The following is a 19,196-nucleotide window of genomic DNA, read 5'->3' on the forward strand; positions in this document are numbered from 1 at the left end:
CGGGGACATCCGAGTCCATCACCCAGCCTGAGATGACCACAAAGATCTAGCAGTGCACGGCTTCATCGCCATTTCCTATACCCGCTGTTCCGCGCGTCGGCCGCGGCATAGGGTGTGCCCTATGAGCTCCCCTCGGACAGCGGCTGTCTCCGCAATTCCCATCGCCCCGGCGGTGTCGGGTGACTGAGCTGAGCCTGAGTGAAGTGGACCTGCGGTTGATCGAGTACTTCGTGGCGGTGGCCGACCACGGGACAGTGACCCACGCGGCGCAGAGTTTGTATGTCGCACAGCCGTCGCTGTCACAGGCGATCCGGACCCTCGAACGCAAACTCGGGGTCACGCTCTTCGAACGGTCAGGGCGGGGACTGACTCTCACCACCGACGGAACATTGTTCCTCGCACCTGCCCGGCAGATCCTCTCTGACGTGCAACTCGCCGTCGAGCAGGTGGCGGCGGTGCGCGACGTGGCCGGCGGACGACTCAAACTGGCAGCACTGTCGAGTCTGGCGATCGACCCCCTTGCGGGGTTGCTGAGCCGTTTCCACGCGCAGTTTCCGGACGTGGTGCTCGATGTCGACGATGCGGATAACTTCGCCGATGTCGTCGAGTCCGTTCGGGAGGGACGGACCGAGCTCGGTTTGACGGAACTGAGTGAACACACGCCGGCGCTGCAGACCAGGTTCGTCCAGGAGCAGGAAATCGCCCTGGTTCTTCCGCCGGAGCTCGCCGCGACCGTTCCCGACCCCGTGCCGATGCCCGCGGCCGCCGACCTGCCGGTGGTGGTGGAACTGTCGACCACGTTCGGCCGGGCCTTCATCGACTCCACCCTGGCCGACACGCTTCGAAACGTCGTGGTGGAGTGCGCGCACCGACAGGCTCTCTGGGAACTGGTGCGCGCCGGAGTGGGCGCGACCGTGCTCCCCCGCCGATTCGCCGAGACCGAACTCGAAGGCGTGGTAGTCAGATCCTTCTCCCCACCGATCACCCGGCCGATCGGATGGGTGTTCCGGCGGGGTCCGTTGTCTCCGGCCGCGGAGGCGTTCCTCGAATCGTCAACGTCATGAAAACTTTCTGCCGCGAACTGTCTCGACGAAGACACGTCCGGCGGCAGATAGCCGGTCCGTGTCGTAGACGAGGCCGACCGGGCTGCTCACCCGCGGTTCGATCGATCGCACAGTCGCCCCCCGCCGCTGCGCATCCTCCGCCAACGGTCGGTCGAGGAACGCGGCGCCCAATCCGGCGAGCACGTAGCTGAGCCGCGCTTCGCGGTGCTCCAATACCGCCGATACGCGCAGTTCGCGCCCTGCCCGGCGTACCTCGCTCTCGATCTCACGTGCTCGAGGAGTCCCCTTCGGCACCACCACGAACGGGATATCGGGCACGTCGGCCAGCCTGAGCGGGTCCTCACCCGGAACGCCCATCCCCGGTGGGAAGGTCAGCCACCACTCCTGCTCGCCGAACTCGAGCTCGACCAATCCTGTTCCGACCGCAACAGGCAAGTGACAGATCGCGATCTCGCAGTGGCCCTCGCGGATGAGTACCGGCGCGGACGCCTCGTCTCGAAGCTCGCTGATCCGGAACACCACGCCGGGCGCCTCACGTCGAACCGCTGCCACGATCTCCGCCAGGGTGCCGGCGGACATCGTTGATGCCACCGCCAGATCGAGTCGGCCGCGGGCCCGACCGATATCGTCGGACAGCGCACTCCCAGCCACGATGAGGTCCCGCATCACCCGACGTGCCGGACCGATGAGTGCATGGCCGGCCGAGGACAGCACCATCCCTCGGCCGATCCGGTGGAACAGTTGCACGCCGAGCTCCCGTTCGGTCAACCGGATTGCCTGGGAGATCGTCGGCTGCGCGAGGTTGAGAGCGGTAGCCGCCGCGTTGATCCCTCCCTGGTCGACCACTGCAAGGAAGTACTCGAACTGGTACCGCTCCACAAGATCCGCCTTCCACCCGGCTTCCACCCCGGCCCTCAACCAACGTAGAAAGATGACCAGCCGGTATAGGCACTGACTCTCAGTTGTATCACTGCCTGGTCCTGTTCCGGGTGGCGCGGCCATGGTTGCTTGGAACCAGAGCGGCCTTGCCGAACGTGCGATTCAGATCACCGGCCTGATCAGGGCACCGTCGCTCGGCAACGCCCGTGGAACCGGCCTCTCTCGAAGTCGCCGGTTGATTTCGCCGTCTACCGCCCTAGCAGGAGAGCACCCATGGACTTCTCGTTGACCGACGAGCAGAAAGCAATCCGGGACACCACTCGCGCCTTCATCGACAAGGAGGTCCGCCCCCTCGAGCAGGAGGTGCTACTGCGTGAGCGCCAGCACCGCATCGGCCTCGAGCCGAGCGAACTGCGCGAATTACAGCTCAAAGCCAAGAAGTTCGGATTCTGGGGTATCGCCTCCCCCGAGGAATACGGCGGCATGAACCTCCCGGCGGTCACCCAGTCACTCATCTGGACCGAGATCGGGAAGACCTTCATCCCATTCCGCTTCGGCGGCGATGCCGACATCCTGTTGCGCCACACCAACGAGGAACAGGCGAAGGAATATCTCTTCCCATCTATCGAAGGTGAGCGCATCTCGTGCTTCGCAATCACCGAACCTGGTGCCGGCTCGGACGCCGCCAACATCAGGACCTCCGCCAGCAAAGTCGACGACCACTGGGTCATCAACGGCGAAAAGACGTTCATCACCAACGGAAACGAAGCGGACTTCGCCATCGTCATCGCGGTCACCGATCGTGAGAAGGGCGCCCGACACGGCTCGACAGCCTTCCTCGTCGACCGAGACATGGGATGGAAGTCCGAATTCATCGCGACCATGGGAGAGGGCGGGCCCGCCTCGCTCATCTTCGACAACGTCCGCGTCCCCCACCGCAACGTACTCGGCGAGGTCGGACAGGGCTTCGATCTCGCGATGGAGTGGATCGGCCGTGGCCGATACACGATCCCATCCCAGGCCGTCGGCACCGCCGAACGTGCTCTCCAGATGGCCATCGACCACGCCAACACCCGCGAGACATTCGGCCGCAAGATCGGCACCAACCAGGCCATCCAATGGATGATCGCCGATTCCGAGGTCGAACTCGAAGCGGCACGTTTGCTGGTGCTGCGCGCCGCGTGGATCATCGACCAGCAACGCAACCCCCGCCACGCCTCCTCGATCGCCAAGCTGTACGGCGCCGGCATGGTCAACCGCGTCATCGACCGCGTCCTGCAGATCCACGGCGGCATGGGGTACACCCGAGAACTCCCGCTCGAGCGCTGGTACCGGTCGGTCCGTGTTTTCCGAATCCTCGAGGGATCCGACGAGATTCAGCGACTGATCATCTCGCGAGACCTGCTCCGGGGCTACACCAAACTTGGCGCCGAACTGGCCTGACGCCGAATCGGCGCCCCACGGACCACCAAGCGATGCTGAAGGACTGATAACCCGGGCCGAGCGCCCCACCGCTTACCGCCCCCGTTCACGGACAAAGGATGCCCGCCATGACCACCACCAGAAGCCTCAGCCCGAACACCACGGGCAACGGCTCACACAAGCAAGCATGGACGATGACCCTCATGCTTGTCGCGCTGTACATGCTCAATTGGGCCGACAAAGCAGTTCTCGGCATCGTGGCGCAGCCACTGAAGGACGAATTCGGCTTCACCGCTGCGCAGATCGGACTGGCAGGCAGCCTGTTCTACTTGACGTTCAGTCTCGGCGGATTTCTGGCCGGGCCCCTGAACCGCTGGATGGGGCTGCGGTGGGCATTGGTAGTCATGGCGGTGGTATGGGCCGCCTCGATGTTGCCGATGGTGTTTGCCGCGAGCTTCGCAGTGCTGATCGCCAGTCGGTGCCTGCTCGGTCTCGGTGAGGGACCCAACTCGGCGCTGGCGAACACCGCAGCCTTCTCTTGGTTCCCCGAAGAGAAGCGGGGACTACCCGCGGCGGCCATCACCTCCGGCGGGTCGATCGCCAAAATTGCCTTCGCCCCGATCCTCGCGGTCGTCACCTCCACGTTCGGCTGGCGCGCCGCCTTCATCACGTTGGCGATCGCGGCCCTGATCTGGGTTCCCATCTGGATGGCGCTCTGGCGTCCCGGCCCGTACGGCGCCGAACACCGCACGAAGGGCGCCACCAGGACAGATCCGGTCACCCGGGCGGCGAACCGGGCGTCCCTGCGGCGGGCGATGTTGACCCCCACCTTCATCGGCGGGTTCTTCGCCGCCACCGCGATGTATGCCATTGCGGCGATGGTGATCACCTGGCTGCCGTCATACCTCGAAGTGGGGCTGGGCTACAGCCGGGTCACCGCCGGCTCCCTGCTGGCAGTTCCCAGCATCGCGGCGTTCGTCTGCCTGCTGTCCGTCTCCGCGCTGACCGATCGCGCGGTCAGTCGCGGAGCGAATGTGCGGCTGATGCGGGCGGTGATCCCCGCCATCGGACTCGTCATCTGCGGCCTCTCACTCATCGCTGTGCCCTACATCGGCTCCGCCGTCCTGGTCGTGGTACTCATCTCGATCGGCTACGGCCTGGGCATGGGCATCCTCCCCCAGCTCAATGCCGTCATGTCACTGATCTTTCCCCGGCACCAGGTCGCCGGTGGCCTCGGAATCTTCCTGGCCCTGACCTCGTTCGGCCCGCTCGTCGCACCTTACGTCTCCGGACTGATCATCGACGGCGCCGCACACCCTGCCGACGGCTATGCCACCGCATTCCAGGCGATCGGCGTCGTCGCGGTGTTCGGCGCAGCTATCGCTTTACTCGCCGTCAACCCGGTCCGCGACCGGGCACCCGCCGACCAGTGAGCACAGGGCACCGGGATCCGCGTCACCCGCGGATTCCGTTGCTAACCAACATTCTTGACAGGAGATTCCATGCGTGAAGCAGCCATCGTCTCGACTGCTCGGACACCACTGACGAAGTCTCATCGTGGCGAGTTCAACAACACCGCCGGCCCCACCCTCGCCTCATTCGCAGTGCAGGAGGCAGTCCGCCGCTCCGGCATCGATCCCGACCTGGTCGAGGACCTCATCCTCGGATGCGCGTACCCCGAGGGCACCCAGGGACGTAACATCGCCCGGCAGACTGCGATCCGATCCGGTTTGCCCACCAGCGTCGGTGGCGCAACCGTCAACCGCTTCTGCTCGTCCGGACTCCAGGCGATCGCGATCGCGGCGGGACGCATCGTGGTCGACGGCGCCCCCGCCATGATTGCCGGCGGCGTCGAGAACATCTCGACCGGCCCCAGCCGTAGCCAGCTCCCCCTCGACCACCCCGAGCTCGATCCGTGGATCGCCGAGCACAAGCCCGCGATGTACATGACGATGCTGGAAACCGCCGACATCGTCGCACAACGGTACGGGATCACCCGCGAGGACCAAGACGAGTTCGCCGCCGAAAGTCAACGCCGCACCGCCGCGGCACAGAAAGCGCAACGCTTCGACGACGAAATCGTCCCCTGCACCACCGTCATGACCGTCACCGACAAAGAGACGAACAACGTCACGCGAGAAGAGGTCACCGTCACCGCCGACACCTGTAACCGCCCGGACACGGCCGTCGCGCGACTGGCAACCCTCGCCCCTGTCCGAGGGGCCGGTCAGTTCGTCACCGCCGGGAACTCCTCCCAACTCTCCGATGGTGCGTCCGCGTGCGTCATGGTCGAGGTCAAGGACGCCGAGCAGCTCGGTGTGCAGCCGCTCGGCATCTTCCGGGGTATGGCGATCGCCGGTTGCGAGCCCGACGAGATGGGCATCGGTCCGGTGTACGCAGTTCCGAAACTACTTGCCCGGCACGGGCTCACCGTCGACGACATCGACCTGTGGGAACTCAACGAAGCGTTCGCATCACAAGCGATCTACTGTCAGCGCCGACTCGGCATACCGTCCGAGCGACTCAACGTCAACGGTGGCGCCATCTCGGTGGGCCACCCCTTCGGAATGACCGGTTCCCGTCTCGCCGGTCACGTACTGCTCGAAGGACGTCGACGTAAAGCACGATACGCCGTCGTGACCATGTGCGTCGGCGGCGGAATGGGCGCCGCCGGCCTGTTCGAGATCTGCTACTAGCGCACCCGACCAGCGGAAAGCCGACCGTGTGGAGTGCCTGATCGATGTCGGGCACTCCACACGAGCTACCCCTGGAACAGATCTTCCGTGAGGGAAGAAGGAGGAGTTATTCGATGACCGAGCAACCGGCCGCCGCTTTCCCATCCGCTCCAGTCGGATCGAGCGGGACGGTCCCCGACGACCGGATCGAGGTAGCCCGCAACGGTGGGATCATCACGCTCACTCTCAACCGGCCCCGCGTGAAGAATGCTTTGGATGCCGCGGGATGGGCCGCCCTGGGCGATGCGCTCGAAGCCGTCGCGTCCGATCCCGATGCACGAGTGCTGATCATTACCGGCGCTGGGGAAGACTTCTGTTCCGGCACCGATCTGGGCGGCAAGAGAGATGAGCACCCGACAACGAGTCTCCGGCGCCTGAATCGTGCCGCTTCCGCCCTCATGGAACTGCCCATTCCGGTCATCGCACGTGTCGAGGGGGTCGCGGTCGGGGCCGGCTGGAATATCGCGTTGTGCTGCGACTTCGTGGTGGCATCCACCAGCGCACGCTTCGGCCAAATCTTCGTTCACCGGGGTCTGTCTCCGGACTTCGGTGGCACCTGGCTGCTGCCCCGTCTCGTCGGTCTGCAGCAAGCCAAGCGATTGACCATGCTTCCCGAGCTCATCGACGCAGAGGAAGCTGCCCAGCTCGGGTTGGCGACCTGGGTCGTACCGCCCGAGGAACTCGACTCTCATGTCGACGACATCGCGCAACGTCTTACCGCAGGACCTCCGGTAGCGCTGGCCCAAACCAAGGCACTGATGAATTCCGGTAGCGCCAGTTCGTTCCGTTCGGCGCTCGAGGCGGAAGGGCGGGCGCAGATCATCAACTTCGCGACCGCCGACGCGCCGGCCGCACGTGAAGCGTTCCTCACGAAAACGACACCCCTCTTCACTGGAGGGTGGATCCCCTATTCGAAGGCTCCGCTCAGCGGACGGCTGCGGGACGTGCAACCGGGGGCGGTGGCTCGCACCGGCTTTCCGCGTTGAACGTGCGAGGCGGTCCGAACAGTGCTCTGTTTGTTCCGCTTTCCCGTCTGGTACTCGATCCGTACGGCGCCGGCAGCTCCATTGTGGCGCTCGCCGTAGACGGCATGGACGGTGTCCTCGCCGACCTTGAGCACCACGACATCATCCCGGAAACGATCATCGACGGGACAGCGACAATCACCGACCCCGCAGGCAATCGGATCAGAATTACGGCGCACAACCCGTAGACGCAAACCGCACAGTTGCGCCAAACCCACTGCAAGAGAGGGTTTTCGAACTACCGGTTGCCCCACCGGGTGGCCAGATCCCCCATCACGGTCACCAGATTCGGGCCCACCACCGCACCGACGGTGGTGGCCACCAGCACCGTGCTCACCGCCCGCCCGCGGTGGTGCGCGCTCGCCAGATCCGCTCCGGCGTACCGGGCCTGCAGGTTGGTCGCGGTGCCCGCGCCGTAGACGAACAGGGCGAGGAACAGCAGGGCGATGTTGTCGACGACCGCGGCCGCCACCACGCCGAGGCTGCCGAGGGCGCCGGCCGCGTACCCGAGGGCCAGGCCCGTCCTACGGCCGAGGCGTTGCGAGATCCGACCGACAGTGACCGCGGCCGCGGCGGAGCCGATGGTGAACATGGCGCTGGGCAGCCCGGCGAGGCTGGTGGTCTCGAGCATCTCCTGCGCCAACAGCGCCCCCACCGTGATGCCGGCGGCAAGCCCGGCGCCGCTGAGCACCTGGGCGCCGACCAGGACCGCCAGTGTGCGGCGCTGCTGCGGGATCTGCTGCGAACTCATCGATCACCTCGGAGGTTTCGGGGGGTGGGACCGCACAAACGCGGCCGGGACAAGGAATTTCGGTGACCCGGGGTGCTGGTCAGGTCAGGGAGTCGACCGGCAGAGCCGCCAGTCGCCACTCGAGCATTCCGTCGGCCAGCCGCGCTGCGCGGCGGCCGTGGTCGGTCAGCAGCCGGACCGCGTCGTGCGCGAGCACGCAGTAGGCGCCGCGGCAGTAGGCAACGATCTCCTGATCCGCAGGCAGGTCGGCCAGGTGATCGGCCAACTCGTCCAACGGAATCGACACCGCCCCGGGGATGTGCCCGGCCTGGTATTCCTCGCGGGGACGCACATCGAGCACCGTCACCTTCCCCGACCGGGCCCGCTCGAGCAGCTGGTCCCGGCTCACGTATTCGGTGTCGGCCGGGCCGAGATACGCGGCGGCGGCGGCCTCGACATCGGGCAGGTGGTCGTTGGCGACCGTACGGACCAGCGCGAACAGCTGCGCCACGTCCGCACCGGCGAGCCGGTAGAACACCTTGGTGCCCTCGCGGCGGGTGGCGACCAGATTGGCCTGTTTGAGGGTCTGCAGATGCGCGGACGCGGTCGTCAGTCCCAGCTCGCAGGCGCGGGCGAGGGCGTCGACGGTGCGCTCGCCCTGGGCGAGCAGATCGAGCAGTTCGAGCCGCTTGCCGCTGCCCAGCGCCTTGCCGACCCGGGCGAACTGGTCGAACAGTTCCGTCTTCGCGATCCGATCACCCATGGCATTCTCCAATCATCTTTGGAATAGTGTAGAACATAGATCGGGTGTTCCGCCCGGGATGCCCTCAGAGTCGAGGCAGGGAGAAGGCCATGGCCGGGATCGATCTGGTGCCGCTCGTCGACGAGGGGCTCGGCAACTCCGCATATCTGGTGGACCTGGGCGACGGGCGGGCGTTGGTGGTCGACGTCAGCCGGGACCTGCGGGCGGTGCATGCCGCGGCCGCCCGCCGCGGGTTGACCGTCGCGTTCGCCGCCGACACCCACCTGCACGCCGACTTCCTCTCCGGCGCCCGCCAACTCGGCGCCACCGGCGGGACGCGGGTGCTGGCCTCGGCCGCCGGGGACCGGGAGTTCCCCCACACCGGGCTGCGCGACGGCGACGAGGTGGACCTGGGCGGGCTGCGGTTGCGGGCGCTGATGACGCCCGGGCACACCCACGAACATTTGTGCTTCCTGCTGCTCGACGGCGACACGGAGGTGGGGGTGTTCACCGGCGGATCTCTGATCGTGGGTTCGGCCGCCCGCACCGACCTGCTCGGCCCTGATCGCACCGAAGACCTGGCTCGCGAGCAATACGCCTCGCTGCAGCGCCTCGTTGCATTGCCCGGCGACGTCGCGGTCTGGCCGACGCACGGCGCCGGTTCGTTCTGCTCGGCCCCGCCGGCGCGGACCGCACCAGCACCATCGCCCGCGAGCGCGCCACCAACCCCTTGCTCGGCGCCCGGGACGAGGACGCGTTCGTCGACCAACTGCTGGGGTCGCTGGGCAGCTATCCGCCGTACTTCCGCCGTCTCGGCGAGATCAACCGGGCCGGTCCCCCACTCCTCGACCACGATCCGGTGCTACCTTCGCTGACCGTCGACACCGTCCGCGCCCAATTGGGCGAGGGCGCCGCCCTGATCGACGTGCGCCCGCTGGCCCGCTTCGCCGCCGCCCACATCCCCGGTGCGCTGTCGATACCGCTGCGGCCGGTGTTCGCCAGCTGGCTGGGCTGGCTCGCCCCGGCCGACCGGCCCCTGATCATCGTCCGCGACCAAGACCAGGACGTGGACGAGATCGTCTGGCAGAGCTTGAAAATCGGGTACGACAACCTGATCGGCGAACTCGACGGCGGCCTCGCCGCCTGGACCGCCGCCGAACTCGAGGTGACCACCACCGCCGTGACCGGCCCCGACGCGGTCGACAATGACGTTCGGGTCCTCGACATCCGTCAACGCCCCGAATACCTGCCCGGCGCCGTCCACATCGAACTCGGGGCCCTCGCCGATCAGGTCGACGACCTGCCCCGCGAGCCGACCGTGGTGATGTGCGGGCACGGTGAACGCGCGATGGGCGCCGCGAGCCTGCTCGAACGCGCCGGCCACCGGCACCTGACCGTCCTGAGCGGCGGCCCCGACGACTGGGCCACCGCCACCGGCCGCACCCTCGAGACCGGCACATGAGCACCACCGCGCCCCGGCCGATCCGACTCGGCCTGGGCGCCAACCTCGCCCAGTTCAGCCTGCTCGTCGCCGTCAACGCCCTCGTCGGTGGCATGGTCGGCCAGCAGCAGACCGTGCTGCCGCTGCTCGCAGCGAACGAATTCGCCCTCACCGGTTACACATTCATCTTCACCTACGTGGCAGCGTTCGGGATCACCAAGGCCGCCGCCAACTACTTCGCCGGAACGTGGTCGGACCGCTTCGGCCGCAAGCCGGTACTGCTGGTGGGCTGGCTGTTCGCCATTCCCGTCCCGTTGATGCTCATCGCAGCCCCCAACTGGTGGTGGGTCGTCGCCGCCAACGTGCTCCTCGGCATCAACCAGGGGCTGACCTGGTCCACGACCGTGGTGATGAAGATCGACCTGGTCGGCCCCCGCCGCCGCGGCCTGGCGATGGGCCTGAACGAGGCCGCCGGCTACGGCGCCGTCGCCGTCAGTTCGCTGATGGCCGGCTACCTGGCCGAGCAGTACGGGCTGCGACCGGCCCCGTTCCTGCTCGGACTCGCCTACACCGCCCTCGCGCTGCTGCTGTCCGGGGTATTCATCCGCGAGACCCGCGACCACGCGCGCCTCGAGGCCGCCCAGCACATCCCCCGCGCGGACGGTGCGCACGATCACCTGCACGCGGACCTGACCGACCGGCAGATCGCCGTGGCAACCAGTTTCACCGAACCCGCCATGTCCTCGGCGAGCCAGGCCGGGCTGGTCAACAACCTCAACTTCGGCCTCTCCTGGGGCCTGTTCCCGCTGCTGTTCGCCACCGCCGACCTCAGCGCCGGGCAAATCGGGTTGCTGTTCGCCCTCTATCCCGGAGTGTGGGGCGCCGGACAATTGGTCACCGGCGCCCTGTCGGACCGTATCGGCCGCAAGCACCTGATCACCGCCGGCATGACCCTGCAAGCGGCAGCGTTGGCGCTGATCGCCGCCTCCCACGGTTTTCTCGGGTGGGCAGGCGGCACGGTGCTGCTCGGAGCCGGCACCGCCATGGTCTACCCCACCCTGCTCGCCGTGATCGGCGACGTCGCCCACCCGGCCTGGCGTGGCCGCGCCGTCGGGATCTACCGGGTCTGGCGCGACAGCGGCTACGCCGTCGGCGCGATCGCCGGCGGCATCGTCGCCGACCTGATGGGCATGCACGCCGCCGTCTGGGTGGCCGCCGCCGTCAGCGCCGCCTCCGCCCTGGCCGTCGCGGCCCGCATGTACGAAACCCACCCCAAACCCATCCGCGTGAGCACCGAGCGTGCGCCAAAGGGGTGAGACCCATCCCGGGTGGCCAGAACGTAGGTCGCCTAGTTCGGCTGCGCCGGTTGCGCTTCCAGGCGCTGCTTGAGCGTGGCCAGGTTGCCCGGCATCTCCTTGCGGGCCTGCGGGCGCACGGCGAGGGGCACGAGAACCTCCCCGATCCCATGGCCTTCGAAGTCGACCGCGATCGTCACCCGTGAGCGGTGTCCGGAGTCCAGCGGATCGACCGTGACATCCACGACCGCCCGGATCGGGCCGTCGACACCGTGCACACCCCAGGTACTCGGTGGGTCGATGTGCGTGAGTTCGGCGGTCACCGAACGTTCGGCGAAACCGATACGGCGGGTGGTGAGGCATTTCTCGCCGACCTGCGGGATCCCGCCGCCGTCCATGTGGCCGCTGACAACACCCTTCTGCCACTCGGCGAAGCGGGTCGGGTCGGTGACGTAGGCGAACACCTGCGCCGGTGGGCGGTCGACGTCGATGCTGGTCGTGATCGGCGCCATCAGCGCTGCTCCTTCTCGACGACCTCGATGTAGCGCTGCAGGTAGAGCGGCCACCCGGCGTCGTGCCCGACACCGTCGCGGACCGCTTCCCAACCCTCGCCGTGACGCTGCAGGTTGCGGTGCTCGAGCTCGACCCGGGTGCGATCGTCGGATTCGGCGATGAACCGGACCTCCACCTCGCTGGTCTTGGCGGGGTCGGTCTCGATCTGCCAGTGCCCGTTGATGTCCCAGCTGAACACCACCCGGTTCGGCGGCTCGTAGGCCAGTACTCGCGCCCACCGGCATTGTGTGCCGTCTTCTCCGCGGTCGTAGATGTGGCCGCCCACCTTCGGTTCGAACACGGTCTCGGCGATCGGGACCGCCATGATGTTGTGCTCACGTGGCTTGATCGCATCGAATCGCTCGATGAACAGCGCGAACGCGCGCTCGAGCCCTGCGTTCACCACGATCTGCTGCTGCACCGGTTCGGTGTGTGTCTGTGTCATGACCTCTCCTGCGGGTTGTTCGACCGCGTCCTTGTAGGCGGTCAGGGCCTGTGCCCAGAACCGGTCGAGTTGCGTGCGCAGCACGCTGATCCCGGCCGGGTCGAGGTGATAGATGCGGCGGGTGCCGACGGCCCGGTCGCTAACCAGCCCGGCGTCCTTGAGCACCTTCAGGTGTTGCGAGACCGCCGGTCGGCTGATCGGCAGCTCGCGGGCGAGTTCACCGACCGCGCACGGTCCCTCGGCCAGGCGCTCGAGGATCGTGCGCCTCGTGCGATCAGCGAGCGCGCCCCATTCGTCTCCAGCTTGGTAAGTGTCTACGAACGGTAAGTTCCCGCTTACGGAGTGTGGATGTCAAGGGAGTGACCGCCGCCTGACGGTCGGGGGTTCTGGTCCGCGGGAGACCCGCGCGTAGCCGATCAGAAACGGCCACGCCACCCCTCGTCCACACCACCCATCATCGGCCGTGCCGATGACCGATCACCCCGTTGTGTGGACAGTATCGCGTTGCGGGCGTGACCCTTCGGTCGTCACAGGGACGTGTCATCTGCCCAGTTCAGTGATAGGAATGCGCGGTGATCGATGCGCRCAAAGGATGGCCTGAAGGCGGGTGCACCACCACTGGCTTCTTCGACGGCATGGACCGCTGGAGGACTGCGAACCCGCCGCCCGGCCCCCGGATTCGTGCCGCGGCGCGTCTGCAGCTTGGCAACTTCAGGCGCCCGCACCAGGCTCGCTGGTGGGAGGCTCTGGCACTGACGATGCTCCTCGCCGTAATCGCGGCGGCACTGGCCATCGTCGCGCTCGATGACCTCCTGACGGTCCTGCTCATGGCGATCGCACTCATGCTGGTCGGGATATTCGTGTACGCCGTCTACGCGCTGGCACTGGCGACCCGATCCCGCGCTTGCCCCGTCACCCGGTGGCGGCACCGGTTTCGGGTGATGTGGCTGACGAACGGCACCAACACGGTCGGGGCGGCGCTCACCGTCTACGTCCGCCGGGGCGGCGCGGTGACCTTCCACAACCACTTCCGATGGCCCGCAATCACACCCCAGCGGCCGCCGGTCGGCCGCCGGCTACGGCTCGAACAACTGACCATTGCCGCCGAGGCCGGCCAAGTCGTTATTACGTTCACGACAGATGAACGCATCGCCAACACGTACAGCAGGGACGGGTGGCGGGCACCCACGCCCGCCGAACGTCACGAGTACACGATCCCGACAACCACGAACCGAAACGGCGAGCTCACGCGCTGGGATCTGCTGTTCGATCCTCACGACGAAAAATGCGCAGCCACCCTCACCGCTGCACGAGCCGAACTCGCTACCTGAGACGGCAGCTGTCGGTGGCTATACGCCGCGGCGGGCGGCCAGGACCGGTTGACGAAACCCCCGGATCCGTCTACAAACCGTCAGAAACGAACCCCCTCCGATCGTCGAAGTGCACCCAGACGAAGCCGGTGCGGTGTAAGCAGTTCAGTACCGCCACCCAGTTTCCGCACAACGACCGCGCTGCACCCGAACCACGCGCAGTCTTGTCCGATTGGACGTCCGGGTGTGGCGCCCCCGACTACAGGATGGACACACGGGCCCAGGCTATGGGCCACCTCCACCAGGACACGGGTGCGATCAGTGCACCCTCCCGGAGTTCAACCCGCCGGCCGTTTCCTACCTTTACCCGGGAGCAGGTTGCTATCGCACGTGCGACCCGACCACTGGTACGCCCCAGTCGCTCGATGCGGAACAGCAATCGGCCGCGGCACCACGGATCAATTCCCAGTGATCGAAGGAAGCAAACTGGAGATCGTCACGAATGGGAAGTCCGAACCCGCGAAGGCAGCGCATACCGGATTCCTCGTCACGAACATTGCTTTCACAGTCCGCTGTCCTGGAGTTATACCGAGAGCATTAGCCAATTCTGCAGGGTAGGGCGCGAGATCGGCGTACTTCCTCTTGAGTTGCCCAGCGTACGAGGGCTTCTTGCCGCTGTCGTCGAAGAAGGTTCGCAGTTGCCTAGCCATTTCAGCTGGCGAGAAGATGTCTGCGGGGTCTTTGACTTCGAGGAGATAGATTGTGTCCGATTCGTCACGACCAGCTACGATGTCGATCTCGGTGCTCAGCGCCGGAATGCCAAGGCGATGCTGACGGTTTTCCTTAACCCGTTCGATCACGGACCAACCCGCTTCCTTGAGCTTCCGGGCTACCGCATCTTCAAGACCAATATTCTTTGCATCTCGGAAGTTCGCAAGAGCATCTTTCACCTTTTTCGGGGGTTCCGGCTGACTCCAGGGCAATTGGCCTTGAGACAGATAGTTCCGGTAGACAGTCAAGCTTGCGAGGCAGAAGTGCGGTGCCACAAAAAGTTTCCCGTCACTCAGAGTCGAAATTGGCTGAACCAGTACGCGCTTCTTTCGACTCTTGGTTTGCCAAGGCTTCCAGTCCTCGCGCTGAATGTCGGCCCAAATTGTCGTCAGCAGATCGACACCCTTCTCGACCCTGCTGCGCCCATCCTCGCCTTCCCCGAGAACCGTATCTTCCAAAATGTATTGGACCAACTCGTTTTTCGTCGTCTCAACGGTTTCGGCCATATCCTCACCTAGAGGCCAGGAGGCAAGTGCAAAAAGGATTGTGAAAATGTCCATCGCTGAAACACCGAACGAATCCAGCATGGCCGCATCGATTCCAGGGTCCACGACTTCGCCATCCAACGCACCATCGGTGCCGCTATTTTCAGTTGTCGTGGACGTCACCGGCCCGTCGAGTTTGACTCCTTGGGTCGACTTTGCGAGCGCGAACCTTTCCAGGTCGATTCCGTCCGGGCCGTCAGGGTCAGGGACTGCTGCGATTTCAAACATCTCGCTGATTGTGATCATAGTCGGCGTCACCTGATAGTGCAGTCGCTCGCTGCGGTCCGTCGCTGCAAGGTAGGAATGTGCCGCGGCGAGTAGTAGCGCCCACTCTCTCTGGTCGACTCGATCCCTGCCCTCCGGGACAGAGCGCATAGTCACCTCCACGATCGCCTCGATGCACCGACGTAGCCTGAGGTGTTCCCCCTGCAGCTCCGCATATCGCTGCGTCGGATCCCATTCCACTTCGAGGTGGTTCGCCGACTCCATAACGTCGCGAAGTACTCGATCACGTCGACAGAGAACACGTTCGAGCTGTGTCATCCCATATCGAACAATGTCATCGGCGTCGTACTTGGCTAGTTGCGCTCCGAGGAGCTCGAGAGCTACTGGTGCCAGAGTATCCCGATCGAGCGACTTTGCGCTGTCGCCCGCGAAGACACCGGGCTGTACCCCGGACTGCTTGACCGCCTCAGCAACACTTCGATCCATCTGAGAGACGAAGGCCTCGTCAAGTTCCACGGGCGAAGGAAGCTGATTCTTGATGGTAGGAACCGTCATCATGTTGACCGTCAGCATGGGAGGAGCCGCAGACCATGCAGCGAAGACGCGATCCGCGGCCTCTGCTATCAGACCAGCCACCGTCAAGAATTCGCGAGCAACAGCGGCCATCTCCGCTTTCATAGAATCAGTCGTGACCGAGCCCTCCGGCCGGCCGTGTAACGGTTCAACTCCCAAGCGAATCCGCTTCACGCCGGAGGAATATGGTTCGTCGACAACCGATAGCAGTGACAGGATGCTGACAGATCCCGTAGTGGTACTTTCGAAATCGACGACATACCCAGCGACACCGGAGTTTTCGTGTGCGCTGTCCCACACGACGCCCAAGTGCCGTAAAGCGTATGCGAACGCTCCGCCCAGGCGGTGAATGAACTCGCCCTCCGTTTCAATCCAACCCTCGCCGCCAGCCTCGAACGCAACGGGCACTTGTCCTGTGTGAACTGTCCACCCTTCAAGGTGTGGAACTGGATGTACACCGTTCCAATCTGCGGACGAACGACCACTTGGTGGGTGGCTGTTCGCAACACCACCGACGTGAAGCGGCTCCTCGACCGGCAGCGACGCGCCGTACCGGTAGATGGTCGGGGGCCCCGAGTCCGAGTGGTCGACCCCATCGAAGTCGCGAACAGGCGGAAGACCTAGGACATGGAGAGCGGCCTCGACGGGTCTCAGCGCACGTGCACGCTCCCATTCAGCTGTACCCATATGCGGTTCGATCGAGATGAACGTAGGCGCAGAACCACCGGAGAATATCGACTTACCGTTCGACCTCCACCACTCCCACACATTGATGATCTCCCACCCAAAATAGTTCGGGGTATCTGCGCGCGCCATGTCCCTACAGAACTCGAACAGGTCGGTTGCCGATTCTGCGGTAAGGGAAATCCATCTCAGATCATCGAGCGACATCGCCATCATTTCGGTCATGCGCGGCGCAGCAATATGACTAGGCGTCGCGATCACGAGCAATGGCACGACCTCGACATCTTCGCTGAGCGTTATCCTTCCCCCAGGGACTGGGATGCTGTTTCCGCCGCCGGGCGAAGTTGCACCGTCTTGATTGTGGGCGGCGGCTTGACGCGCTGCCCACGGCAGATCGTCCGGCACAGGTACGACTTCGAGAAGCGGTGCAATTTGCACGGCAATCGCCGTGTCGTCTCCAGTCATGGCGATCCACTGCACCACATTATTCGGCACTACGCGGGGTCCGTCACCACGATCTTCGGGGCCGAGGATTCGGGTACTGAATTTCCACAGACACTGACGGACATGTGCCGCCACAGTCTGCGCAAAGCGCCCATTCGCCTCTTCCGAGGACGCCACTCCCGCCGCCAACGCGGAAACTCCAAAGGTAACGGCCTCGGGCAGGAACGCCAGTGGCAGCCAGCGCGCACTGTCTTCACTATCTCGCGTAACGCGAAGGAACCTTTCAAACTGGCTCTGTGGACTGGTCGGATCATAGGGCAGTGAGTCGCGGTCGACTGTCGCCCAGTCGAGGGCACGTCGGACACCCTCGTCGTCGATAAGATGCGCAGGCGTGCCTTCTTCCAGCACACGCCGTGCAGCGCAGACTTCCGATTCGGTTAGTGTTGCGATGCTGGCGCCGTCGACGTTGTGCTCGGGCCATGCGGGTGCGATCGTAGTCAGAGCCCAGTCCGTGTAGCGCAGTGCGCCCGTCAAATAGTCGACAATTCCAAATCCGAATCTCTCGCAGATGAGGTCATCGCATGCAGCAGCGACCATGAGCGCACGATCGATGTCCGCAACGGGACGCTCGACGGAGCCGGGAAACAGACGAACTAACTCGTTTCCCAAGCGAACTACAACGTGTTCACGGGGATCCGTAGGCAGGAAATCCTGCATCCCACCAATGCTGCTGTCCTCCCCCTCGCAGGCTCTAAGGAGGGTGTTCAATTCTCCCGGCGACACCCGCCGGCCTCCCCTACGTTCCGATGCAAGCACTGAGTTTGCCAAGCAGCCAACGGCAACCCAACGGCTACGCGCGCCTGGTGATGCCCCGGCTGCGAACGCCAGCTCCCACACGCTATCGAACTCGACGGCGTCGATCCTGCGGGCAAGCGAAATTGGTGACTTCGACTTCTTCTTCGATCCCATTTGCTCCCAATCCATCTTTCCGGGCACTGGTTTGAGAACCTGATGCACCCGAAGCGCAGCGATCACCGCGGCTGCCGAAACTCCGATGCCCAGTCCCAACAACTTTTTCATTCCCACAGGAGACACCCCCACGCCATTGGAGGCTCTGGTTGCCTCAAGAGGGCAGTAGTTCCCCGCCGGGTTTTTCGACATCGGTCGTCGGCGGTTCGGTCTGATGCGGCGCCGCCGGCGCCAATTCCTGCAACTGCTGAACAAGGCTCCCGTCGGAAACGTCGATCGGCATGGTCACACTGGTGAAGCTCGCTGCAATGTACGAGTGCCGACCATCGATCGGAATAGCTTGTTCGAGAGAATGGGCGACGAGCTCTCCGGCGCGGCCGTCGGTGTGTACCTTCGAATCCGCTCGCACCGCATCGAGATGCACACACACTTCGTTGCCTCGCTCGGTGTATCCGCTTCTCCCTGCACGTCGTCGGGAATGTCGACCACTTTGCGCGATCAGCCACACGCCGGCCGGCGACCCACCGTTCCCTCGTTCGGAGCTTCCACGCTGAGGCGGCCGACACCCCCGCAGAAACTGCTCCTTCGCTGGAGGAATCAGGACTAGGCATGGGCGCCCGCTGCACGTGACTCACGCCTACGTTAATGGTCTAGATGTTGACGCCGTAGTCGCGGGCGATCCCGGCCAGGCCGGAGGCGTAGCCCTGACCGATCGCGCGGAACTTCCACTCGCCGCCATGCCGATACAGCTCCCCGAACACCATTGCCGTCTCGATGGAGGCGTCCTCGGTCAGGTCGTAGCGCACCAGTTCGTTGCCGGTGCTGCGGTCGACCACACGGATGAACGCGTTGGTGACCTGCCCGAAGCTCTGCCCCCGCTGCTGCGCGTCGTGGATGGAGACGGGGAAGAAGATGTTGGTGACGTTCGGCGGCACCGCTTTCAGGTCGACGTTGATGACCTCGTCGTCGCCGTCACCGTCGCCGGTGAGGTTGTCGCCGGTGTGCTCGATGGACCCGTCGGGTGAGCGCAGGTTGTTGTAGAACACGAAGTGCTGATCCGACAGGACCCGCTTGCTCTCACCGGTCACCAATGCACTCGCGTCGAGGTCGAAGTCGTGACCGGTGGTCGAGCGCGCGTCCCATCCCAACCCCACCGCGACCGCGGTCAGGTTCGGTGCCTGCTTGTCGAGGGAAACGTTGCCGCCTTTGGCCAGGGTGACGCCCATGAAGATCCTTCCGCCCGCAGCGTGTGGATGCGCACTGTTTGCCCACCCCATTCGACGCTCAGGCTACCCACCTTAGAACGTGATGTTTCGGACACGCCATTGCAGGGTGAATCCGTGTG

At 65.0% G+C, this 19,196-nt stretch carries 14 protein-coding genes and 3 pseudogenes; 8 read left to right on the top strand and 9 right to left on the bottom strand.

The genetic code is table 11. The features are described 5' to 3' along the window. Positions 1-179: 179 nt before the first annotated feature. Positions 180-1,064 carry a LysR family transcriptional regulator gene (locus AC1DWT_RS32930; RefSeq protein WP_477923863.1) on the top strand — a complete coding sequence of 295 codons (885 nt, stop codon included), beginning with the start codon at positions 180-182 and terminating at the stop codon, positions 1,062-1,064. On the opposite strand, the gene AC1DWT_RS32935 is transcribed toward AC1DWT_RS32930, so the two are convergent. Beyond that, the gene (locus AC1DWT_RS32935) at positions 1,059-1,943 is read right to left on the bottom strand and encodes a LysR family transcriptional regulator (RefSeq protein WP_477923865.1); all 885 of its coding nucleotides are present in this window, start codon (positions 1,941-1,943) and stop codon (positions 1,059-1,061) included. The two genes, AC1DWT_RS32930 and AC1DWT_RS32935, sit on opposite strands and share 6 nt — an antisense overlap. Positions 1,944-2,216: 273 nt before the next feature. Between AC1DWT_RS32935 and AC1DWT_RS32940 the strand changes: the two genes are divergently transcribed. From AC1DWT_RS32940 to AC1DWT_RS32955, 4 genes are all read left to right on the top strand, one after another. Beyond that, positions 2,217-3,386 carry an acyl-CoA dehydrogenase family protein gene (locus AC1DWT_RS32940; protein ID WP_477923867.1) on the top strand — a complete coding sequence of 390 codons (1,170 nt, stop codon included), beginning with the start codon at positions 2,217-2,219 and terminating at the stop codon, positions 3,384-3,386. 107 nt (positions 3,387-3,493) lie between these two features. Beyond that, complete coding sequence (locus AC1DWT_RS32945) at positions 3,494-4,798, top strand: MFS transporter (protein ID WP_477923869.1); 1,305 nt, start codon at positions 3,494-3,496, stop codon at positions 4,796-4,798. Positions 4,799-4,867: 69 nt separating this feature from the next. Then, the gene (locus AC1DWT_RS32950) at positions 4,868-6,061 is read left to right on the top strand and encodes an acetyl-CoA C-acyltransferase (RefSeq protein ID WP_477923871.1); all 1,194 of its coding nucleotides are present in this window, start codon (positions 4,868-4,870) and stop codon (positions 6,059-6,061) included. A gap of 113 nt (positions 6,062-6,174) precedes the next feature. Further along, complete coding sequence (locus AC1DWT_RS32955) at positions 6,175-7,086, top strand: enoyl-CoA hydratase/isomerase family protein (protein ID WP_477923873.1); 912 nt, start codon at positions 6,175-6,177, stop codon at positions 7,084-7,086. Positions 7,087-7,372: 286 nt separating this feature from the next. On the opposite strand, the pseudogene AC1DWT_RS32960 reads toward AC1DWT_RS32955, so the two are convergent. Both AC1DWT_RS32960 and AC1DWT_RS32965 read right to left on the bottom strand, forming a co-directional pair. Then, positions 7,373-7,876 (bottom strand): annotated as a pseudogene (locus tag AC1DWT_RS32960) (MFS transporter); the annotation flags it as partial. A gap of 79 nt (positions 7,877-7,955) precedes the next feature. Next, complete coding sequence (locus tag AC1DWT_RS32965) at positions 7,956-8,618, bottom strand: ArsR/SmtB family transcription factor (RefSeq protein WP_477923875.1); 663 nt, start codon at positions 8,616-8,618, stop codon at positions 7,956-7,958. 89 nt (positions 8,619-8,707) lie between these two features. On the opposite strand from AC1DWT_RS32965, the pseudogene AC1DWT_RS32970 reads away from it, so the two are divergent. Together AC1DWT_RS32970 and AC1DWT_RS32975 are read left to right on the top strand one after the other, a co-directional pair. Continuing rightward, positions 8,708-10,059 (top strand): annotated as a pseudogene (locus AC1DWT_RS32970) (MBL fold metallo-hydrolase). Then, positions 10,056-11,354: an MFS transporter gene (locus AC1DWT_RS32975; protein ID WP_477923877.1), complete on the top strand. Its 1,299-nt coding sequence runs from the start codon at positions 10,056-10,058 to the stop codon at positions 11,352-11,354. Before AC1DWT_RS32970 ends, AC1DWT_RS32975 begins: the two are co-directional and overlap by 4 nt. 32 nt (positions 11,355-11,386) lie before the next feature. Here AC1DWT_RS32975 and AC1DWT_RS32980 read toward each other — a convergent pair whose 3' ends face one another. From AC1DWT_RS32980 to AC1DWT_RS32990, 3 genes and pseudogenes are all read right to left on the bottom strand, one after another. Beyond that, complete coding sequence (locus AC1DWT_RS32980) at positions 11,387-11,845, bottom strand: SRPBCC family protein (protein WP_477923879.1); 459 nt, start codon at positions 11,843-11,845, stop codon at positions 11,387-11,389. Beyond that, complete coding sequence (locus AC1DWT_RS32985; RefSeq protein ID WP_477923889.1) at positions 11,845-12,330, bottom strand: SRPBCC family protein; 486 nt, start codon at positions 12,328-12,330, stop codon at positions 11,845-11,847. Before AC1DWT_RS32985 ends, AC1DWT_RS32980 begins: the two co-directional genes overlap by 1 nt. A gap of 18 nt (positions 12,331-12,348) precedes the next feature. Then, positions 12,349-12,648, bottom strand: a pseudogene (locus AC1DWT_RS32990) (ArsR/SmtB family transcription factor); the annotation flags it as partial. 254 nt (positions 12,649-12,902) lie between these two features. Here AC1DWT_RS32990 and AC1DWT_RS32995 point away from each other — a divergent pair. Next, positions 12,903-13,661: a hypothetical protein gene (locus tag AC1DWT_RS32995; protein WP_477923881.1), complete on the top strand. Its 759-nt coding sequence runs from the start codon at positions 12,903-12,905 to the stop codon at positions 13,659-13,661. A 437-nt stretch (positions 13,662-14,098) separates the two neighbouring features. On the opposite strand, the gene AC1DWT_RS33000 is transcribed toward AC1DWT_RS32995, so the two are convergent. From AC1DWT_RS33000 to AC1DWT_RS33010, 3 genes are all read right to left on the bottom strand, one after another. Continuing rightward, complete coding sequence (locus AC1DWT_RS33000) at positions 14,099-17,962, bottom strand: hypothetical protein (RefSeq protein WP_477923883.1); 3,864 nt, start codon at positions 17,960-17,962, stop codon at positions 14,099-14,101. A gap of 43 nt (positions 17,963-18,005) precedes the next feature. Beyond that, positions 18,006-18,275 (bottom strand): hypothetical protein, encoded by a 270-nt coding sequence (locus tag AC1DWT_RS33005; RefSeq protein ID WP_477923885.1) that lies wholly within the window; start codon positions 18,273-18,275, stop codon positions 18,006-18,008. Positions 18,276-18,501: 226 nt separating this feature from the next. Beyond that, entirely contained in the window at positions 18,502-19,077 is a 576-nt protein-coding gene (locus tag AC1DWT_RS33010) for a TerD family protein (RefSeq protein ID WP_283336454.1), read from the bottom strand. Positions 19,078-19,196: the final 119 nt, after the last annotated feature.

The sequence above is a fragment of the Rhodococcus sp. P4_B6 genome (genome assembly GCF_056402215.1).